The organism is Halorubrum lacusprofundi ATCC 49239, from assembly GCF_000022205.1.
Lineage (GTDB): Archaea > Halobacteriota > Halobacteria > Halobacteriales > Haloferacaceae > Halorubrum > Halorubrum lacusprofundi.
Map to the genome: position 1 here is coordinate 460,999 of NC_012028.1, position 21,032 is coordinate 482,030.

At 54.0% G+C, this 21,032-nt stretch carries 8 protein-coding genes and 1 pseudogene; 5 read left to right on the forward strand and 4 right to left on the reverse strand.

The window, feature by feature from the left end; genetic code table 11:
- Position 1 precedes the first annotated feature (1 nt).
- Both HLAC_RS15730 and HLAC_RS15735 read right to left on the reverse strand, forming a co-directional pair.
- Positions 2-3,898 (reverse strand): Eco57I restriction-modification methylase domain-containing protein, encoded by a 3,897-nt coding sequence (locus HLAC_RS15730; protein ID WP_015911597.1) that lies wholly within the window; start codon positions 3,896-3,898, stop codon positions 2-4.
- 302 nt (positions 3,899-4,200) lie between these two features.
- The gene (locus HLAC_RS15735) at positions 4,201-4,935 is read right to left on the reverse strand and encodes a hypothetical protein (RefSeq protein ID WP_015911598.1); all 735 of its coding nucleotides are present in this window, start codon (positions 4,933-4,935) and stop codon (positions 4,201-4,203) included.
- Positions 4,936-5,174: 239 nt separating this feature from the next.
- On the opposite strand from HLAC_RS15735, the gene HLAC_RS15740 reads away from it, so the two are divergent.
- The 5 genes and pseudogenes from HLAC_RS15740 (at position 5,175) to HLAC_RS18160 (ending at position 11,958) form a co-directional block, all read left to right on the forward strand.
- The gene (locus HLAC_RS15740; RefSeq protein ID WP_049933861.1) at positions 5,175-5,654 is read left to right on the forward strand and encodes a hypothetical protein; all 480 of its coding nucleotides are present in this window, start codon (positions 5,175-5,177) and stop codon (positions 5,652-5,654) included.
- A gap of 452 nt (positions 5,655-6,106) precedes the next feature.
- Positions 6,107-8,731, forward strand: coding sequence for an efflux RND transporter permease subunit (locus tag HLAC_RS15745; RefSeq protein WP_015911599.1), 2,625 nt, complete (start codon positions 6,107-6,109; stop codon positions 8,729-8,731).
- 91 nt (positions 8,732-8,822) lie between these two features.
- Positions 8,823-10,805: a prenyltransferase/squalene oxidase repeat-containing protein gene (locus HLAC_RS15750; protein ID WP_015911600.1), complete on the forward strand. Its 1,983-nt coding sequence runs from the start codon at positions 8,823-8,825 to the stop codon at positions 10,803-10,805.
- Positions 10,806-11,179, forward strand: a pseudogene (locus HLAC_RS18155) (hypothetical protein); the annotation flags it as partial.
- Between the two features lie 98 nt (positions 11,180-11,277).
- Complete coding sequence (locus HLAC_RS18160; protein ID WP_015911601.1) at positions 11,278-11,958, forward strand: IS6-like element ISHla13 family transposase; 681 nt, start codon at positions 11,278-11,280, stop codon at positions 11,956-11,958.
- A gap of 51 nt (positions 11,959-12,009) precedes the next feature.
- Here HLAC_RS18160 and HLAC_RS18165 read toward each other — a convergent pair whose 3' ends face one another.
- Both HLAC_RS18165 and HLAC_RS15760 read right to left on the reverse strand, forming a co-directional pair.
- The gene (locus tag HLAC_RS18165; protein WP_015911602.1) at positions 12,010-20,289 is read right to left on the reverse strand and encodes a DUF5797 family protein; all 8,280 of its coding nucleotides are present in this window, start codon (positions 20,287-20,289) and stop codon (positions 12,010-12,012) included.
- Between the two features lie 255 nt (positions 20,290-20,544).
- A complete protein-coding gene (locus tag HLAC_RS15760) occupies positions 20,545-20,865 on the reverse strand; it encodes a PD-(D/E)XK nuclease family protein (RefSeq protein ID WP_049933864.1) in 321 nt (106 codons plus the stop codon).
- Positions 20,866-21,032 lie beyond the last annotated feature (167 nt).

The following is a 21,032-nucleotide window of genomic DNA, read 5'->3' on the forward strand; positions in this document are numbered from 1 at the left end:
TTTACTGCGTCGACTCTTGGACCTGTTCGACCTCTACCTCGGCCAACTGCTCGTACTTCTCAAGCACCAGCTGGAAGTAGTCTTCATCCATGAGCCGGGGGCTCTGTACTCGGTGGAAGTCACCCAGTACGAAGGCCGTCTGCTCGTGATTGAGGCCATAGGCGTGGAAGGCCGCTGCATCGAGTTCAGCCTGTACCCGTCGACGCTCGGTAACGTCGACAACGGGCTCGATCCCGTCCAGTCGATCTCGCATTTCTGCAAATTCGTCTCCATAGCAGTTGAGCCGAGCAGATCGTCGCCAAATGTACTCAAACCATTCATCACCTTTGGTGAGTCGGGGTGCTTGTGACTCCTTCAATTTATAGAATACAACAGTCGAATCTATTTTAGTCCTCATCAGAAAGTCGAACGGAAGACTGTTTAGTAATCCAGTGGCGACAAACAGTTCTTCATCGCTATAAATGCGTTTGTAGGCACTGTGTAGCGTGTCTTCAGAGAGGTCCTTCTCGCTCGGTTCAATACTGTAAGGACGTAGTTGTGGGGCTTTGTCGTGACAGACGACACCTTTCGGAATGACAGTCGAAATCATGGTTCGTTCGTCCGTCGACCTCGCAATATCTCGGTATACGATACGGTACTCTGTACAGTCAAGAAGAACGTCCTCGTCAGAGAGTTCTTTGCTTCGTCGTTTTTCAAGCAGGTCGTTTACAAACCCAACTTGCGAACCAGTGCCGTCGAAGGCATCATACACCGCACGTTTCAGTTTCCGCAAATTCTTTCCACGTATTCGTTTCTTCGCGCTTAGTTCAGGATCTTTGTCTTCATCTACACTCCAGAATTTCGGTGACTCAACACCGAAATAGGCGTCACTATATGCAAATTGGAATATATTACTTCCTCCGAGAACAGGATAATCGCCTTCCTCCTCATCCTCTACAAACCGGTCGACATCGTTACCTCGATCCAACTCTCTGTAAGGTTCTACGTACCACGATGACCCAATTTCCTCTGAAATTGGTGGGTGTTGCAGGATTGTGTCGAGAACGTCAACTTCTTGCTGGGACTGAAGATATGGGAATATCGCGGCTTCTGGGGAATAATTGCGTAGAACACGCCGGGAGAGCGACAGGGCTTGATCCTCAAAATTCTGAAGTATATCTACATCAGTCTGTTTGAAGATCCCTCTTACATCGGTTGTTTCCCCTTGATTCTCAAAAGTCACCACTCCAAAATTGTATCTATTATCAATATCAGAGAATATTCCATTATTCTCAAACGTGACTAGCGAATCGATGCTCGTTTCATCAAGAAGGTGTAGTCGGAGATCCTTGGTCGACAGGCCATTAAAAATCGCACCTGGAAGAATTTGTGCGAGATACCCGTCGTCTCTTGCTATCTGAAAAACACGCTCCAAAAACAGTGCAGAAAGATCGCTCTCAGTTGCTGCCGTTCTTCCTGCTACCTTCGGTTGCTGGAGTTCATAGGAGTCACTATTTTTAAAGTAAGTAGCAAAGATTTCAGTTTCTCGTTTGTATTCCTCCCATCCTTCCGCGATCTCTGGATCAGTCAGTAATTCTTCTTGTCGTTCCTGTTTTTCATCCGGCATCAGCGTTCTGAACGCCGAATCAAACCGTGAGAAGTAGTCATCTCGACGTGGTGATAATCTATCCCACGGCGGATTTCCTACAATCACGTCGAAACCACCATCAGAGTAGACTTCTGCGTACTCAAGCACCCAGTGGAATGGATCAAATGTTTCGACCTTTTCGGGCGTGATATCGTCGACACCTGCCGCCACGAATTCGTCTTTCACATCATCGACCAGCTCATCTCTTGCATTTTCGAGTAGACGATTGGCCTCTTTTCGGTGTTGTTCGGCCTGCTCGCTCTCAATCGCCTCTTCGTAGGCTGTGATCTCGTCGATGATGTTCTCGTAGCGTGTCCTGACCGTATCCTCGTTGAAGCTATCGAGCGTGTAACCGTCGCCGTCTTCGGTCGTCTCTGGGAACCCCGTGTACCCGATCAGGCTGTTGCCCTGTCGGAGATTGAACGCGATGTTAGGTAGGGCCAACTCCTCTTGATCCATCGACTCTAGATCCTCTTGTTGCAGTTCAGCGATCACCGACAGCCAACACCGGAGCTTGGCGATCTCGACGGCCGGGCCGACGATGTCGACGCCGTATATGTTGTGCTGGACAGTCGTCTTCTTGAGTGCCTGTTCGTGCGGGTACGAATCGGTATGTGCCCACAACGCTCGTCGAACGCCGACGATCTCCTCCAACACTGAGGTTAGAAAGTGCCCACTCCCACAGGCGGGGTCGACCACCCGAAAGTTGTCGACCTCACCGAGTAATGTGGTAATCAGGTCCATCGACGCCGGGAGCGATTCGATCAACTCGTAGACGGTATCGTAGTTCTCCAACTCGGCTTCAGGCCATCCGCGTTCCTCAATTACCACCTGTTTGAGTCGGTCGAATAGAGCCGGTCGAACCGTTCGCTCTGCACTGAACCGGGTAATCTCCTTCGGCGTGTAGTAGGCTCCGAGTTCCTTGTTCTGGTCGGCGTTGTCTGCTGTAATGTAGTTGATCGTCTTCTCGAAGACGTTACCCAGCACGCTCGGATCGAGGTCGGTCACTGATCCATCCGTGGAGAAGCTGTAGCTTTCAAGTAATTCAAGAATCGACCTGAGAATACTATTCCGAACGTCAAAATCGGCCTCCTTGAACTGCTCACGGTCGTCACTGCCGTCGTGTTGTATCGACGGCCGGAACAACCCACCATTCAGGTACGGAATATCAGCGAACAGCTCGATATCCTGTATCTGTGGCGAGCGTTTGTCCGGGCGTTTGTTGAGTACGTCGTAGAACAACGGCTGAATGAACTGCTGGTAGAGAGAATCCGTGTAAAGGCCGTCCTCATACGTGTCAAGGATGCTCTGTAGGAGGTCCGGACGGACAATTCCCTTGTCCTCAAGGAATTTGATGAAGATAAGCCGGTTCATCATCTCGACCGAAAACAGCCGCGTGTCGTCGGCGGTTGCTCCCTCCGGTGCGATCACGCCGTCGTGGGTGAGCGATCTGGGCGTCTCCTCGGACTCGTTGACAATCCCGAAGACGTACCGGATATAGTCGTCGTAAAACTCGTCGGTGATCTCCTCCTGTTTCTGCTTGATGACCTGCCGGGCCTCACCTGCAATCGACCGGAAGTTAGCAAACTCGAAGGTCCGTAGCAGCGTGTCAACTCGTTCAAGATCGGCATCGAAAACAGCCTCCTCGAGCGGCTCTCGCGGGCCAACTTGGTTCTCAAATAGAGCGACAAACACTGGCTGTAGATCGACCTCCTCAATGACGTTGTGGGTGTAGGAATCCGGGTCGTACCGAATGAACATCCAGCGAAGTCCGTCCGTGGCGAAGCCAAAGTCGGACTCAAACTCTCGCTGACTGAGCCAGCTGCGAACCTGTCCCGCACCGTGCTTTCGAGAATCGAGGTCTTTGTTGATCGGCTCGGCCTCGATCAATAGACGGGTAGAGTCGATATCGTCGTAGTCGCGTAGCGAGATCGTGTAGTCGGCCACCTCCGTCCGGCCACCTGAGAGGCCACCCGCCTCCGTGTCGTAGTCGTAGCCGAGTTTGTCCAACAGCGGCTCGATGACGGCACTTTGAGTGAACGGTTCCGGTTGTAACCCGTCACGGGTCATGCTACTTTTCAAGACGTAAGAGCCGCCACCGCCGCTCCGTAGCATCCGCTCTACCGTCTCGTCCTTCTTCATCTTCTTACGGAGCGTCGACACGGCGTCGTCGATGATCTGTAGAAGATCCGCCCGTGCGTGATCGTCGACGGTCGTCTCGAATGCCTGCTCGACAAATTCGGTGGCTGAGGTGGCTGATTGAGGGGGCATATATGTGGTGAGTGTTCGGTAACTACTCTACGGAAACCCGCGTTTGCTGATAAGTTCTTGGATAGACCTAACACAGACTGTGAAAAATCGTAATACGTGAGTGGTTACGCTGGTCGACTCGGCTGTCTGTAGGATACAGTGTCGACCAAGCTACCGGGGGCAGGGCAGATCCGATGCTAGGAGGATATTCTAATCACAGAAAACTCCGAAATGAGGTCGTGAACGGTTCGTGTCATTCGTAGCTTGACAAACTACACCAGCTCCGAAATGCGAGAATTATTCCCTGATTCGGATTAGAACGACTATTTCTGGATCACTCGAATCTGATCAAACAGCTTCCAAATATATCTACCAAGTTTGGTTGACCAGTCTGGATTCATCGGGGTAGGATTGATAACATCTATTCCTTCATGAGATACTAACCGCTCGCCCACGCCCCAGTGATGACCTTCTCCTAATACAATACAAGCAGAGTCCACATCCTCGGTATGAGATTGTATTGTACCCGCCATTGCGTCCTCTCGCCGAGTGTTCACAAAATACAGCATTATTATGAACAACACAAGGGTAGTCATGAGGAGTACCAGAGTGGAAATATAGATCGTGCCCAAAAGCGAATAGTATCTTGACGCGAATAGTGGGACTGCAACGAGTGGACCCCAGTTGAGGAATGCCCACTGCAACGGGTTCTCGTAGATAGGGAGTGCAGGATGTACTAGGTCGATCTCTTGAATCTCTGCCCCATGTTCGTTTTTAATCCGTTGCATGATGTCCTTATCACGCCCTTTCGATCCTCCACTGACTATTGAGAGAATTAACCCACCAATAGGGTAAGCTACAAGCACCAGAAACGCGGCTCCAAGTGAGATCAATGGCGCTCGTGGAAACAGGTGGGCGATTTCCCGTATTTGTTCAGTCAGTGTCGCTTCGCCAGCTTCACCGAAGACAACACCCGGCGATTCAAGATGTTGGTTGATAGCGTTAACACGCCCGCTAACCTCGTCGATGTGCGTTCCAGAGGAGATGAATACCTCCATTTATCGGATTAAATACTGAGCTAAAATAAAATTGTACCGGCAGTCCAGATTCTATATCATAAGAAATCTGGTGGTTAGTAGAAATCTATCTCCCGAACTTCTGTCAATCACAGGTCGAGGCCGGAGGGTATCTTCAGGCTCAGTATCTGAAGACGGTCGACGAACCAACGACGATCGACGCAGCACTGCGTTCGGGGCTCGATACTCTTGAAAGCGATATCGAGGAGTGGGTTCAGGTATTGCACGATGAGGAAGAAGATCGATTATTCAGGTACCCTGGAATTGAGCCGTTCTTTGAGAGACGGTCTGTCGCTGAGAACGCCCCCAGTCTTGAGCTTCTCTCTCGGGGCCTTGGGCAGACCTACGAGAACATCCGCTTTGATCCCATTGCAGTCGAGGGCTACGAGCCGACCTATCCTGCGACCACGCTCTGTCGGACCATGCTTGCGCTTGTTCGACTGTCGGCGTGTGACGAACTCGGGGGACTGATCGAAGACGGAGAGGATCTCTTTCCTAAAGACGGAGCTACAGTCGACGCGGCACGGGAGGAAGCAATAGACTCGGTGTCGAAGCTTTCTGCGGCTGACAATCCACTCCAGCGGTGGCTTGCGACCCAGATTCTTCCTCTCTTCGAAGAACCAGATAAGATTCTGTCGCAGAGTCACCGACAACACGAGAGATTACACGAGCCTACACCGAGTATCGCTGGATCTCGGTGATTGCCAGCGAAAGTGAGTCAGTGGCGTCGACGGCGGCCGAAGCGCTCGCTTATTGAAAAGATCTGTCGTCGACGGAGTCAGGAGACGTTTGCAAGATCAAAGATCTTGTGTGCCAACCAGAAGTCTATGACTTCTGGTGACGCTGATCGAGTCCCTCCAACTCCCCGCTTGACTGTCGCCTGAGAAAACGTATTTACGGGGGTCGACACCGCGCCGACATCTACAGAGACCGATCCGCCGATTCGTTCCTACTTTAGAAACTAGTTTAGAGTTTAGAAATATTTATATATCATATTGCACTAACCTCGGGTAATGACATTGGAGAAACAAATAATAAATGGCAATTATCTTCGTACTGTGAGTGGCTTCGGACGACAGCTTTCCCGTCGACTGAGTTCCCGCCACAGGGAGGTCGGTCGAAAGAGGCGGTGGAAACAGGCGGTGGCCCGCTGATGGATCTGTTCGACCGTCTCGGAGAGGCGATCACCAATAACAGCCGGGCGATCATCGTGGTGATGCTGTTGCTCACGGCTGGACTGGCTCCCGGACTCGGATACATTCAGGAGCAGGGGGCTCTCAGCGGCCTCTCGGAGGATACGGCGGCCGCAGAAGCCAACGCGGAGATCCAAGAGCGGTTCAGCGATAACGACCTCAACACCACCTCGACTGCGATCGTCATTCGGAACGATGACGAGAACCTGCTGTCACGGGAAGCGCTGTTACGGAGCCTCAGATATCAGCAGACCCTCTATGAAAACGAGAGCATCAACACGACGCTCGTCGACGACGAGCCGACGTTCGGGATCGCCAACATCGTCGCCCAGGCCTCGATCGCGGCCGACCGGCGCGGAACGGTCGACGAGCCGATGATCTCCGGCTGGAACGAGGAGTCGGGCGTCGTCGAGACGAGCCCGACGGCCGATGACTGGTCGACGCCGACGCTCGACGAGCAGATCGACGAGCTGGAGTCGATGGACCGGTGGGAAGTCGAGGCCGTCCTCGAAGACGTTCTCGATCCCGACAGCGATTCGGCGGCGACGCAGGCGGCCTACCAGTTGCTCCCCGAAGACTACTCGCCCGGCTCGCTGTCGACCGACAGCCGGATGCTGCTGCTTACACAGGAGACCGAGACCCAGATCAGCGCCGCCGCCGAGATCTCGACCGAGGTCTCGAATGCGCAGGGGGATGCACGCGCGATCGCCTACGATCAGGAAACCGACCACTACGATGTCTACGGCACGGGCCTCGTGAACTACGAACAGAGCTTCGTCATTCAGGACAGCTTCAGCATTCTCGGCCCGCTCGTGTTGCTGTTCGTGGTGGTGGCGCTGTCGCTGGCCTACCGTGATATCGCCGACGTCGCCCTCGGGTTGGTCGGTGTCGTGGTCACGCTGCTCTGGACGCTCGGCGCGATGGGCTGGCTCGGAATCAACTTCAACCCGGTGATGATCGCCGCCCCGATCATCCTGATCGGCCTCTCGGTCGACTTCGCCCTTCACGTCACCATGCGCTACCGCGAGGAGCGACAGGCCTCGGAGGGTGGCGTTCGGCAGGCGATGTCGACCGCGCTGACCGACCTCGGACCGGCGCTCGGCCTGATCACCATGACCACGGCGATCGGGTTCCTGTCGAACTACACGAGCCCGCTGTTGGATCTCCGGGATTTCGGTGTCGTCACCGCGATTGGGATCGTCTCGACGCTGCTCGTCTTCGGCATTTTGATCCCCGCGCTTAAGCTCGAACTCACATCGGTACTCGCGGGCTTAGGCTGGGACCGAACGCCCTCGCTTCCGGGCTCTCGAGGAGCCACCCAGCGCCTGCTCCACGGCGGGTCGACGCTCGCCTCGCGGATGCCGGTCGCCCTGCTGGTTGCGGTGCTGTTGCTGACCGGCGGGGCCGCATACGCCGCGACCGACGTCGGGCTGTCGGCCGATCAGGAGCTGTTTATGGGTGACAACCCACCCGAGGTGACCGAGAACCTGCCGGAGTCGATCCAACCCGGCGAGTACTCGCTGAAATCCGACCGCGCGGACATCTACGCTGACTTCCAGCCGCCGTACAGACAGGGGTTCATTTTGGTCACTGGTGACGTCGCCACGCCGGGGGCGCTCGACGGGGTCGACGACGCAAGAGACGAGATCAACGACTCGGATGCGGTCTACGAGTCGGCGACCGACGAGCCGGCGATCGTCACTCCGTTGTCGGAGATGCGGGCGGTCGCCCGGACGGACCAGTCGTTCAATGAGACCTTCGAGCGGTCGGATACGACCAACGACGGGATTCCGAACCGGAATGTCGAGGAAGTGTACGATGCGTTCTACCGGGCCGACGAGGATCGGGCGAGCCGCGTCCTCGACCGGAATGACGAGGGCAACTACACCGCGATGAGTATTCAGATCGGCACCGACGGCAATGCGGATCGGAGCGCGGCGACGACGGCCGTCGACGATGGGGTCGCGGCGTTTGACGGCGAACTCGATGCGGTCGGAACCGGGAGCTTCGTCGTCGAGGAACAACTCAACACGCGGCTGTCGGCGACGCTGATCCAAAGTCTGGTCGTGACGATTCTCGCCGTCCTGGTGATTCTTACCGGCGCGTTCTGGCTCAAGGAACGCCGCCCGACGCTCGGTCCGACGACGCTCGTGCCTGTCCTTCTGAGCGCCATCTGGCTGTTCGGAACGATGGCACTCCTCGACATCCCGATCAGCATCATCACCGCGATGGTGGGCAGTATTACGGTCGGGATCGGCGTCGACTACAGCATTCACGTCAGCGAGCGCTACTGGCACGAACGAAAGCACGGACGGAGCATAGAGGAGGCGCTGCGGCGGACCATCGCCGGCACCGGCAGCGCGTTGATGAGCAGTGCGGTCACGACGGCCGTCGGCTTCGGCGTGCTGGCGTTCGCACTGTTGCCCTCGCTTCGGCACTTCGGGTTCGTCCTCGCGGTGGGTGTCGTCTACTCGTTCGTGACGGCGGTCTACGTCCACCCGAGCCTGCTTGTGGTCTGGGAACGCTACGTGCTCGGTTCGGAGACCGTCGTTCGTCTCGCCGAACCCCTGGAGGGAGATCAATGAGTCATCCAAAACGTCAATCCGTCGCCGTCGACCGGGACAGCCAGCCGAAAACAACCCCTGTGTCGTGCGACTGTACTGGAGGTGTCCGTGTATGAAAGAGTATCCAACGCGACGGCGGTTCCTTGCCGGATCGGTGGGGGCGATGTCGACACTCCCCGTCGGGACCGCGAGTGGAGACATCTGGGACGATGAAGATGAGATCTTGGGCGATGATGACGACGATGACGATATCGAGGAACCCGACTGGGACGACCTCTGGCGTGCGATTAATCGAACAGAGACGTATCTTCGCCGGGAGTTGTCGGAGGACAACACGTGGTACGACGACGACCTGACACACTGGGATACGACGGTTCGGTTCGAGGGCGCCGCCGATCTCAGAACCACCGTCTACTACGCGCTGTTGACCGACCGGATCTGGGGGAACGAAGACGAACGCGACGACTGTCTCTCGTATCTGCTCGACCGGCGGTCGACCGACGGCGGCTGGGACGACACGGTAACCAACTTCGGGATGCTGCTGCTGTTCGACCGGATGGACGACCACGAATACGAGTCGGTGGTCGAAGATATCTTCCGGGAGATTGATGCGAAAAACCAGTCGCTGATGGCCTCGAAAGACGAGGCAGGCTTCACCGATAGGTTCCGAATGCGATTGCTGTATGCGGTGCTCTCCGATGACCACAGCTTCGACGAACTGTTCCCACGGGAGTTACCGATCCGGGCTGGTGATCTGATGGCGCTCACGTCGGCCTTCGACGGAGAGGCGGTTTCCGCGCAGGATCAGACGGCTCGGCCGAGCTACATCACCAGACAGTTAGCGTACTTCCTGCTCGGCGCGACCGCCTACGACCGGGAGCTCGACGAGGACGAAACACAACTGGTCGAGGTCGCCGAGAACGTGCTCCTGAGCCGACGCCTGACGAACGGCGCGTGGAACACCGTTCCGACGACGCTCTTTGCGACGTTCGCACTTGTCGAACGGGGCTATTCATGGTTCGACGGCGAGGTTGGAACGCCCGTCCGCTGGATCGCCGACAACCGGCTGACCGACGAGGGACGCGTCGAGAGCTATCGACTCCCTGTCCGGGATACGACATTGGTACAGAAAGCGCTACTCGCCGCTGGCAGTTCGCCGGACGCCGAGTTCCTGCAGGAATCGGCCCAGTGGCTCTCCGAGGCGCGGACGCCACAGACGGTCGGTCGTGAGTTGGACCGCGAGCCAGCGCCGTTTCGACGCCACCACGGACACGGCTGGGGGTACATGCCGCATGCGTTCTCTAACTGGGACGACACTGCGGTCGCACTCGGCTCGCTGTCGGCGCTCACCGATGGTGATCTCGACGAACAGATCGACTTCCTCCGTCGGGTACAAAACCGCGACGGAAGCTGGTCGGCGTACACGACCGACTTCGCCCCCTTCCAGTCGACGGAGATCGCCGACGAGGCCCGCTTGACGATCGGCGACGAACAGTATCAGCTCCGCTTCGGCTATATTCCCGCGCCAGACATCACTGGAAACGCCCTTTCGACACTCGGTATGCAGGGAGACACCGTCGACGACGATCGCCACATCGACGACGCCGTCTCCTATCTGCGAGAGAATCGGGCGGACAACGGGCTGTGGCTCGGCGTCCGGGGGCAGGGCTACACCTACGGCACCGCCCGTGTGATGGAGGGGCTCCGAGCAGTCGACGTCGACATGGATGACGACTTCGTGACCGCTGCCCGCGGAACACTACTCAGCCGACAGAACGACGACGGTGGCTGGGGCGAACAGACTCGCTACGATCCGAGCCAGCCGGAATCGGGAAGCATCGAGTATCAACCGGGCGAGTCGACGCCGATACAGACCGGCTGGGCGCTGCAGGCCCTCCTTTATGGTGGCATCGGCCCCGATCGGGAGGCGGTCTGGGACGCCGTCGACTACCTGCTCGAAACACAGCAGTCCGACGGCTCGTGGGAGGTCGATCCCGTGCTGTACACCTTCGGCGGCCCGGGGTACAGCACCGAAGCGATCACACAGGCCGCAGTCCTCAGAGCACTCGGTCTGTACGAGTCGACCATCGACTAGATGACCCGGACAATCGGCGTTTCCCACTGCTCTGATGCTGTCCTGCTGGCTAACGTTTATATTAGGTTCGGCGATCGAACATACACCGAGTTCTTCAAACACCGGTATATACTCCCGCAGCACGTTTTTCTGCTATGTCTCGAAATTTGAAAAATACAGTCTGTCGTAGCCTAATTGATGAATTAATCGAGATGCCACGTATCCGTCGTGTTCTCGGTCTAATCGAACTTCCTACGCCATCAACGGTCTGTAAGGCATTCAACCGGCTTGATATGGCCGTATGGCGCGTCTTATTGACTCTCTCAGTTACACTACTTCCGACAGCCAGCGTTGTTGGGATTGATACATCAGGCATTCATAATCTCGATCGATCACTCTGGGTGATCAAGACAAAGTAAGAACAGAAGACATATACTGGCACTGTCTAGTTAAGCCAATTTGAGATGTGAGCAGTTCGTGGTTTGAGTTGTTGATGCTATCCCCAGAACTGCTCAGAGAGTCGTTAGACACGGCAAATCTTGAATGTTGGGAGCGAGAGCGGACGGCGACGCCCGTCAGGGCGTTCGCCGTCCGGCTCCACGCGACCGGTTGTTCGCTCAGAGAAACACAAGCAATTCTGCGATTATTCGGCGTCCAACGCTCTCACCAGGCGATCTTTCAGTGGGTACATCGAGTAGCTGACAGCGTTCCCGACCCGCCTGAGGCGCAGCCGAAGCGGGTCGCTGTAGACGAGACCGCTGTCAAAATTAATGGCGAGTGGTCTTGGTTGTATGCTGCAATAGACCTCGACACCAAGTTGATTTTAGGTGTCGATCTGTTCGGATCTCACGGTACCGATCCAGCTGCTGCGTTTCTGCATAGACTCTCTGAGAAACACGACCTCTCCGAGGCCGTGTTTCTCGTCGATGGCTTCGGCTATCAGACTGCCCTTGCTCGATTAGGACTCAGCGGTCGGCGTGATTATACAGACCGAAACCTGATCGAAAAATGGTTTCAAACGCTCAAAATGAGGATCGACCGCTTCCATAATTCGTGGGTGGGCAGTCGGTCGAGCGTTCGTAGCTGGTGTTCGCAGTTTACACATTATTATAACCGCCAGCGACCGCATCAATCGCTAGATGATCGAACGCCAGCTGAGGAGGTCGCTAACTAGACAGTACCGAAAATCCCTATTTATCTGTTGTTCGATAGTTCAAACCAAGCGCTAGTATATTCGAGAGAGCAATTCTGCATCGATGTTCGCATCCGAGTGATGTGTTTGGTTCCCACTTGATGTCTGGCTCACAGCACCTCTATCTTCGAGCAGTTCGATTGCACCCTGAACCCGCTCTTCGATGCGTTTTCCACGGCGCTGGTAGCCAATAAGTCGACTCGTCTCTAGGACCAGATCATCTCTGGTCATTGTGCCGCCTTCTTTGAGCAGTATCGCCACAGCTTTCGCGATCTCTTCGGTCGGGATCTCACCAATGGTCCTAGTGGCTGATTCAGTATTTACTCTCACCCTAAACTCAAGGTCGTGACGGTTTGGCCACAGGAACCCGTCTCGCTCGTAGATCTTGTTTTGGCGTTTGAGTTCACTGACGCCACTCTTGAAGATCCGTTGGATTTTCTTTCCGGCCCTCGATTGCGACCAAACATCAAGAAAGGTCTGCATGGCAGTTTTGTATTCAATCGGTCCGTTCTGTGTCACCGTATCCTCGATAGCATTCAGATTCGCGTTATTCTGTCCCCGTAGGTCCACCGAATATCGGTCGCTCCATTCCAGACTAGGTTCGACGTACTCTGCCAACCCCTCGTGATCAAACTTCGATTTGCTTGCGACAGCTTCTGGCTCGTGTTTGGGGACGTCTTCTGTCGTCGACTCCGATTTCCCGGCAACCAAGCTATCTATTTTCTCGGTGATTTGCTTGATCTGCTGTTCTCTGTTCGATGTCCAGTCTGGCGACCAAATTCGGTGGATCGTCCACCCCAGATCCTCCAGTACCATCTGTCGTGTCCGATCTCTATCTCTCGCCGTCTTCGAGGAGTGGTAGGCTGCCCCGTCGCACTCAATCCCGAGGACGAATTTGCCTGGCTGCTCTGGATGTTTGATCGCCAAGTCGATACTGTAGCTCGAACTCTGGACCTGTGAGACAACATCATGTCCTTCCGCTTCGAGTGCCTCATACACCGCCTCCTCAAACTGCGAATCGAAATCGAGTGTGGTCGTAACCTGATCGTTGCGTTGGAGTGCCTGCGTTCCTTTTTGGGCGTATTCGAGGTAGTTTTTGAAGTCCTGTGCGCCTGTACTGTTCGATCCCGAGAGGTCGATATCACCCGGCTGCATCGAACACACGACCGTGATCTTCTCTTTGGCCCGAGTCACAGCAACGTTGAGACGTCGCTCACCACCACTTTTATTGAGTGGACCGAAGTTCGTCGATATCGTTCCATCTTCGGCAGGACCGTAGCCCACACTGAAGATCATCCGATCACGTTCGTCACCCTGCACCATCTCGAGATTCTTGATGAAGAACTCATCTAAGACGTCGTCTTGGCTCACGAAGGCATCCAAGACAGCGTTTTCTTCGCGTCGCTCTATAAGTGCATCTCGGATCGCTTGTTCCTGTGCACTACTGAAGGCGATGACACCGAGGCTCTTGTCGCTGTTATTCTCTGCGTGGTCTTCGATCAAATCAATCACTCGCTGTGCCTCGATTTCGTTCTGTCTCGACCCACCGCGGTCGTACACACCGTCCTTAACATACTCGAAGTAGACACCGGTCTCCACGTCTGGGTCGTTTTCCGGGAACGTCCGGAGACTGTTGTTGTAGTAGTGGTGATTCGAGAATTGGATGAGTTCCTCAGTGCGGCTCCGGTAGTGCCAGCGAAGATTCTTTTCCGGTAGTACAGCCGCCGTTTCTTCGAGTATACTATCGAGGTCTTCTCGGACATCTCCAGTCGTTTCGACATCAGACTGGAAGAACGAGGTCGGTGGGAGTTGTTTTGTATCGCCTGCGATGATCGCCTGGTCTGCACGGATGAGGCTACTAATAGCATCTTGTGGAACGATCTGGGATGCCTCGTCGAACACCACGGCGTCGAACTCTATCGAATCCGATTTGAGATATTGGGCGACCGACAGCGGACTCATCATAAAGCACGGAGTCAACTGGGTTATGAGCGACCCCGCTTCGTCGAACAACTCACGGAGTGGTTTATGTCGACGCTGCTTTTCAGCTTCTCGGCGGAGGAGGACTTGTTCCGAGCTGGCTGCGTGTTGCAGATTCAACGTCGGCCGTTGGTTAGTGATTAAGTGTTGGACCTCGATCTTCGCGAGTTCTTGCTGTTCTTGATCTAAGCTGCGGAAGTCCTCTAGGTACCGTTCCATCTCGTCTGCGTTGAACGACCCGAGATCCGTGTGCTCGTAGACGCTGTTGAGCCATTTCGTATAGAACCGTTTTTCGAACGCTGAAACGAGGTGCTCACTACTGTAGTCGCCTCGGAGGAACTGGTCGACATACTCCTCACAGATTGTCTCACGAACGGTATCCAACTGCGAGGCAAACTGAACACGCTGTTGGAGCTTCGAAACATCTTCTCGAAGCTCTCCAAGCAGTCCCGATAATTCAGACAGGAGGGCCTGATTGAGTGCTGTGCCATTCACAGTCATCTCTTCGACTGCCATGGCACCCTCGAAGAACTCAGCAGCCTCATCGTACTGGCTCAGTGCGTCGGTTGTCTGTTCTAGCAATGGGTCTACATTAGGGAGACTGTTATCGAGAAGTGCCTCAATCACCGGCTGTGTATCTACAGTATCAAACGTATCGAGTGTTGCCACCCAGCTTTGTGCTTCAACGAGTCCCTCCCAATCAGTATCCCCACCCTCATACAGCGGACCAAGGCGCTGGATAATTCCTTGATACTCCTCTCTCCGGTCTTCGATTCGCTGTACTTCGGCCAGCTTTCGTGTATCTTCGAGCAACTGTTCATGATCGGGGCTGTAGCCGTCTTGGGTGTGGTTCGTTAGCTTTCGTTTGAGCGACCGGTACCCCGATTTGAGTATCTTCAGGAATCCGTAGCCTGCAAGTTCGTCGTTGAGCTCTGACCCATTCGCAGAGAAGAAGCTACGATGATAGTTCTCCGAGAGGTCTCCCATGAGTTCATCACGCTCCCCTTCGAGTTCTGCAAGTTCTTCAAACCGGCCTCCCTCTAGGGCAAAGGAGCCATCGAAGAACGCCTCTTGCCACGCAATATCTGGGCGATCAGAGAGGAGGCTTACCAATTGAGTGACTTCCCGGAACTCTGTAAGTGACTGTGGTTGCAGTCCGAGCTCTGCATCAAGGGTATCACTAACAGTTTGGAGGGTGTCGATTGCAGCCAACTGCTTGTTCAACGATTGGCGCATGGAATCACCAGTGTCCACACCCCACTGCCGGAGGGTCGTATGCCGCCACGGACTCGTCTCGTAGGCGTCGATCTGGGTATCGAACCGAGCGAGGGTTTCTAACTCGTCGACCGCTGTATCGAGCGTCTCCTGTTTCACGCCCAACGGCTGTGTAATTCCAACATCAATTCGTGGTGACTTCGCGTGCTCACTTACAATTCCAAACGCTTGGTAAGCAGTCAGATTCCATCCATCCGGCGAGTAGAACAACTGTTGGCCGTATTGGTTGATCGTATCCCGTCGGTTTCGGAGCTTCTGAAGCTGTTTGGATCGACCTTTGGCTGGCTTGATTTGTGAGGCCTTGAGTTCCTGTTCGAGACTCCCGAGGACCTCCACATTGGTGGCTTTCTCCCCGTGGACTTCGAGACAGAACCGGGCGAGACCGACATTGTCGAGTCGATTTTTGACAACATCGAGTGCGGCTTGCTTTTCGCTGACGAATAAGACGCGCTCACCAGCAGCCAACTTCTCTGCAATGATATTCGAAATTGTCTGGCTCTTTCCGGTTCCCGGTGGGCCTTGTAGGACGAAGCTTTTGCCTCGTTTCGCAGCCTCGATGGCTTCCTGTTGACTCGAATCTGCATCCAATACTTGGTATGTATCGATCGGGTCGACAACATCGTCCAGTTCTGTCGCTGTCGGCGTCGTAATGTCACCTTCCGCCTCCCGGATAGGCTTCATATCACCGTTCAGCGCTTGAATGATTGGATCAGACTTAATTTGGGATCGATTGCGTTCGAGATCTGAGTATAGACTAAACTTCGTGAAGTCGAAGATCCCCAGCACGATGTCCTGTTGGATCGTCCATCGGTCGAATCCACGGAGGCTCTCGTAAACAGATGCGAAGGCAGCGTCTATCTCGTCGAGTGACAGTGCGTCGTCAGCTGGGAGACTAATACCACGTTCGGCTGCGAGCTTTTTGCGTAAGGCGGGATTTATGCGGAGTCCATCGACTTTCGGTTTGATGACGTAATCGTGTCGTTCCCCGTCTGGGTTTGTCTTCTCTACAAGTTCGACGGCAGCAAGGAACAACGGTGATCGGTTTGCCTCATCACTATAGTCGACGCTATACCATCGAAGCATCCCCAACGACAGATACAGTGACGCGACACCCCGCTCACGGAGATACTGTTTGTTATTGAGTCTAATATTGTGGAGTGAGTTGTCGGATTCATCCGGCGTCCGGCTGGATAACAACTCTTTTGGCTCTATCTCAGGCCCTTCGTCTTGGTTCTGAGTCGAATCCTCGTCCGTTTCGTCCTTGTCCGGTTGTTTCCGAATATAGAGATCTTCGCCGTTTGCGAGTTGACTGGCGATCGCTATTGGGTCGGTCTCCTCGAATGGGAGAGATTTCGTCTTTGTAGGCTTGAACGAGATGAGCTTGTTCCGACGAGTCAGATCAAGGAGTTGGGACTTCCATTCATCGATCTTCTTATCCAGTGGGCTCCCTGTCGAAGGCGAGTCTCCAACACGTTGGTCTGAGTCTTGCTCGTCGTATTCGGTGATTAAGTCGACGTTCCGGTCCCAAAATATCGGTTGATCTGATTCAGGATCGGATGTAGAACCCCTGTCCGGTTCATCTGGTTCCTCGCCACCGTCGTCTCTAGCCGTCTCCGCACCTCCAGTACTCTCCTCAGAGTTCTGCGGTTCGTCTTCTTCATTTGACCCCGCTTCATCTGGTCCGTCAGTAGCAGGTGCTGGTTCTGCAGGGAACTCTTCGAGTAGCCTCACGGCGGCCACAAGTTCCTCTTCAGAATCCACGACGATTGGAAGCGCCATCTCGGTCTGTGGGGCGATTGGAAGATAGACCTCTTCTCCCGACTCAGTGATATGCTCTCGGATGAACACTTCGAAGTCGTCGACATCGCCGAGGCGTTCAGCTGGTACGCACTGGTAGTCGGTAACTTGATTTCCGTCACCGTAGGCCCGACGGTATTCTTCCATCTTGTGGGTGTTTCGAGAGCCCTGCTGTTGACCGTAGCTTGGAGCCTCATCCGTGAGTCCACTCCCGAAGACGACGTTTTGGACTTCGGTATACCATCTGTTCATCGGGTCATCATCGTCGACACGATAGGAGGTTTGGTCGGACTCGATGAGCTCCTCGAGCAACGAGGCAAAGGTACGGAATAGGTCGTAGTACTCCGCGAGCGCATTCGCCTGCACACCATCTTCGACGACAATTCCGGTCGTTTCGTCTACTTGATCGACACCTGCTGCTTTTCGAGCCTCGAAAATCGAGTCGAAGTGTTTGTAGATAGTCGGTGAACTGAAGGGGCCGTGCTCGTTGATGTCAGTCGAAGTGGGAACTTTCCCAAGGTCAGCGGCAATCTCTTGGAGTACGTGAAGGACTTCCTCACGTGTGTAGCTCTGCTTGGATGTTCCACGCGGAGTGAGACCTGCTTTTCGAACCGCCTGTGTCCATGTATCGAAAGTATTCTCGTATTGATCAAGTGTATACGACCCTCTGTTCGTCATCTCGGCTCTCGTCGGCACTTGACCCAGTTCTTTGTTCAGCCGTCGAATTTCGTCGAGAAGGTCGTCCGAGGAGGGTTCTTGGGTCGACTTCTTTATCGTTTCGATTAGAGTTTCGGCTTTATCGCTTGCCCAAACGAGGCCCTCTCCATCACGGAAATAGTATGCATTGAGTTCCGACCGCAGATATTCCTCGACCTCACGTTCGGACGAAAACGTCCACTGAACCTGAAGCGCAGAGAGATCTGTTGGCTGCTGATTTAGAAGATCCTCAATGCGTTTTTGTTTCGTTGCCGGGATTTCTCCGTGTGAGTTCGGCACCGGCGCTCCGTCATTCACAGTTTGTGATTGGTCCGGCAGCTTATTAGTGGAACTATCTGGACTAGAAGAGTCCTCATATGCCTCTAGTTTGTCTGTACTTTGTTGCCACGCGTATTCTTCCCACTCTCCGAGGATCGACTCTGCATTCCCATCGGTAGACTGGACTGCATCGAGCAATGCTTCTAAGTCGTCTTGTTTGATGGTCTCTTGATCCCAATCGTACTCACCATCAGCATCAAGTGTGTCAATAAAGTGTGTCCCTTCTGCGAGTAGATTCTCTAAAACACCACCGTCTACCGACGTCGACATCGCAAATCCGGGGAGTGTTTCGAACCGTCGGCCAAGCGAGCAGAAGCCCGCTGCTTGCTCTAGGAGTTGCTTTCCATCCTCACGGTGAGCAGCTGCCGAATCGGTCGGTGCGATACCAACCACGTTGTAGAACATTGCATGTTTCGGAGTATCTGCAGGGTTCCGTAGCACACGGCCAATACGTTGGACGAGTGCCTGATTGACACCGCCAGTAGCCATGTTGATCGCCACCGACGCGTGTTGCATATCGACACCTTCTCCCAGCAAATCACCAGTTCCAAGAAGAATCCCAGAACTTTCGGGCTCGTCGAATTCATCGATGGTCTCACGCAGCTCTGTACGGCTTTGTGATCCAGAGACGAGATAGATCGATGCTGGATTGGCAACAACATCGTTAAGTCGAGACTCTAGTTCTTCGACTTGCGCATTGCTATCTGCGAGGACGACCACCTTCTCTGTCGTGTGATGTTGAACGACGAGGTTGATGACAGCATCCAAGACTGGCGAAAGATTCCATTTCTTGGTCCGTCGTGAGAACAATCGCGTAACTAGTTCTCGGAACTCCTCGTCTTGCTGCTTCAGTTGGTTGCCTTCCTTGGTGTGGGAAAACCGCCGTAGGTCATCGTACGTTCTGAGTCGACGATCGGTTTTGAGTGTGAGTTCTCCTTGCGTGAGGCGGGTTTGGAAGTCACGAAATGCCTGGTCTGCCCGGGTTGCGACTTTCTGTAGATCGTCCCCAACGACATCGTATGGCGCATAGTGTACTTCCCAGTCGAAGGATGGAATGACACCGTCTGTTCTCGCCTCGGAGATCGTATATCGCTTGATTTCTGGCCCAATACTGTTCGAGAGTCGTTCTTTGATGCGTTGACTATCGCTTCCAGCATCGTCGACAGAGCCGGACATCGCCAGTACATCCCCGTCGAACTCGTCGAGGAGCGATCCCCATTCAGTGCCAGTAGCGTAATGATGAGCCTCGTCAAGTAAGACTAGATCGTATGCTATCTGGTGGTCGTTCACCAGCGATTGCGGAGTCCGGAAATGAATCGTCCCCCATTGGAGTGTGATGTCGTCACTGCCCTTCGTTCGCTCCTGTGGGATATTCAAGTGTTTTTCGAATGCACGACGCCACTGTTCGAGGATGAGGTCGCTGTGGGCGACGATAAGAATGTCATCGCTTCCATTTGACTCTGATTCAGATACCAAACCACCGATTGCTTGATCGGCCGGATGTAACTCCCCATACTGGAGCGCGATAGCACCAAGACCGAGAACGGTCTTGCCTGTGGCTGTTGCCATATCGACGTAGCCACGTCGGTCCTTTTTCCACCACTTTTGGAGTGCATCACGCTGGTGGTCCCACAGTGGGGTCATCATCTGTGGTTCGTCTAACAGCGACAGGAGTCCTCGTGAGGCACGGTCCTCAAATTTAGTCAACAACAGATCAACATTCGAGGCTATAGTCTCATTGCCGAATAGCTGCGTTGTTATATCAGATACTGTGGTACCGGAGAGATTGAACGAGACGCTCAGATCGTCACCAACATGTCGGGTAAGGAGTTTTTCAATGAGTGCCTCAGTTGCCTTTTCTACATCGTCGATACCAAAATCAGTCGTCGTGATTTCGTGACTTAATTCGTTGAGTTGGAACGCAAGCAAACCCAGCTTCTCGTCGTCGACTTGTTCTTCCAGGACTTTGGGCAGGTCGGCATACCGACCAGCCGTTTTCTTCAATCCTCGCCGATAATAGGTTCCTAATTCCCGTCCGAAGTCATCTTTAGAAAGAGTAAGGTCACTAATTTGAATCCCTGAAGAGATATCTTTAGCCGTGTCATCAATATAGGTCGACCACTCCGTTTTAGGGCGTTTGAGAAGGAACGCATCGTGGTATTCTTCTCCTATCGATTGTATCCCACGTGCCCGATCGTCGACAAGATCGTCAATATTTCGTCCCATTATATATACGAGCAGAGTAGCTACCACTTGCTAAGTATTGGCGTGGTATGTAGGTTCCGTTGACAGGGGCAAGCGTTGTTAATTCATTATTTTGTTACATTCGTTGATTTTGTACTATCGATCTTGTCTAAAATCTTATCTATGAACTCGTGGCCACGACACCGTCCAGATTAGGGGATCTCTAAGGATTAGGAAATGGAGTACTTGACTTGTGATTAGTTATCCAAAATTCAGGTAATTTATCCTAACACGATATTATCTATATTGCCGAACCAGATCCTGGATTTCTCCCTTATCGAGCGGCTCAATCTTTACACGCTTGCCGTCAAAAGTGTAAAAGATCTCAGCTGTCACGGTTCGGTCTGGATACAGTTCAGACACAATGTGATAGTAGACACTCAATTGCTTACGATATTCGGATTCTGCGTGTTGATCTAAGTCAGTCTTGTGGTCGACAATTTCGATGCGGTCAGGAGTGATATGGAGGAGATCGATGATCCCAGAGATCGTCACACGCTCGCCGTCGACATCGACTGGAAGGAACGCCTGTTCCTCGGCTATGGTCTGTCCCTCCATCGAGTCTAACAGTACCTTGACGTTGGCTTCATCCTCGCTGTCGGGCTCTATCTTTTTTCAAGGCGAGAATCCCGCCGTTTACGGCGGGCGTGAAGCCGACAACTCCCTCACGTTCCACCGTCGGTTGCAGTCTGAATACCCCACGACGGCAAACCTTTATTAGAATT

Excerpts from the sequence above, each read along its gene's own strand:
- HLAC_RS15730 (WP_015911597.1), bottom strand. The coding sequence starts at position 3,898 with ATGCCCCCTCAATCAGCCACCTCAGCCACCGAATTTGTCGAGCAGGCA.
- HLAC_RS15735 (WP_015911598.1), bottom strand. The coding sequence starts at position 4,935 with ATGGAGGTATTCATCTCCTCTGGAACGCACATCGACGAGGTTAGCGGG.
- HLAC_RS15745 (WP_015911599.1), top strand. The coding sequence starts at position 6,107 with ATGGATCTGTTCGACCGTCTCGGAGAGGCGATCACCAATAACAGCCGG.
- HLAC_RS15750 (WP_015911600.1), top strand. The coding sequence starts at position 8,823 with ATGAAAGAGTATCCAACGCGACGGCGGTTCCTTGCCGGATCGGTGGGG.
- HLAC_RS18160 (WP_015911601.1), top strand. The coding sequence starts at position 11,278 with ATGCTATCCCCAGAACTGCTCAGAGAGTCGTTAGACACGGCAAATCTT.
- HLAC_RS18165 (WP_015911602.1), bottom strand. The coding sequence starts at position 20,289 with ATGGGACGAAATATTGACGATCTTGTCGACGATCGGGCACGTGGGATA.
- HLAC_RS15760 (WP_049933864.1), bottom strand. The coding sequence starts at position 20,865 with ATGGAGGGACAGACCATAGCCGAGGAACAGGCGTTCCTTCCAGTCGAT.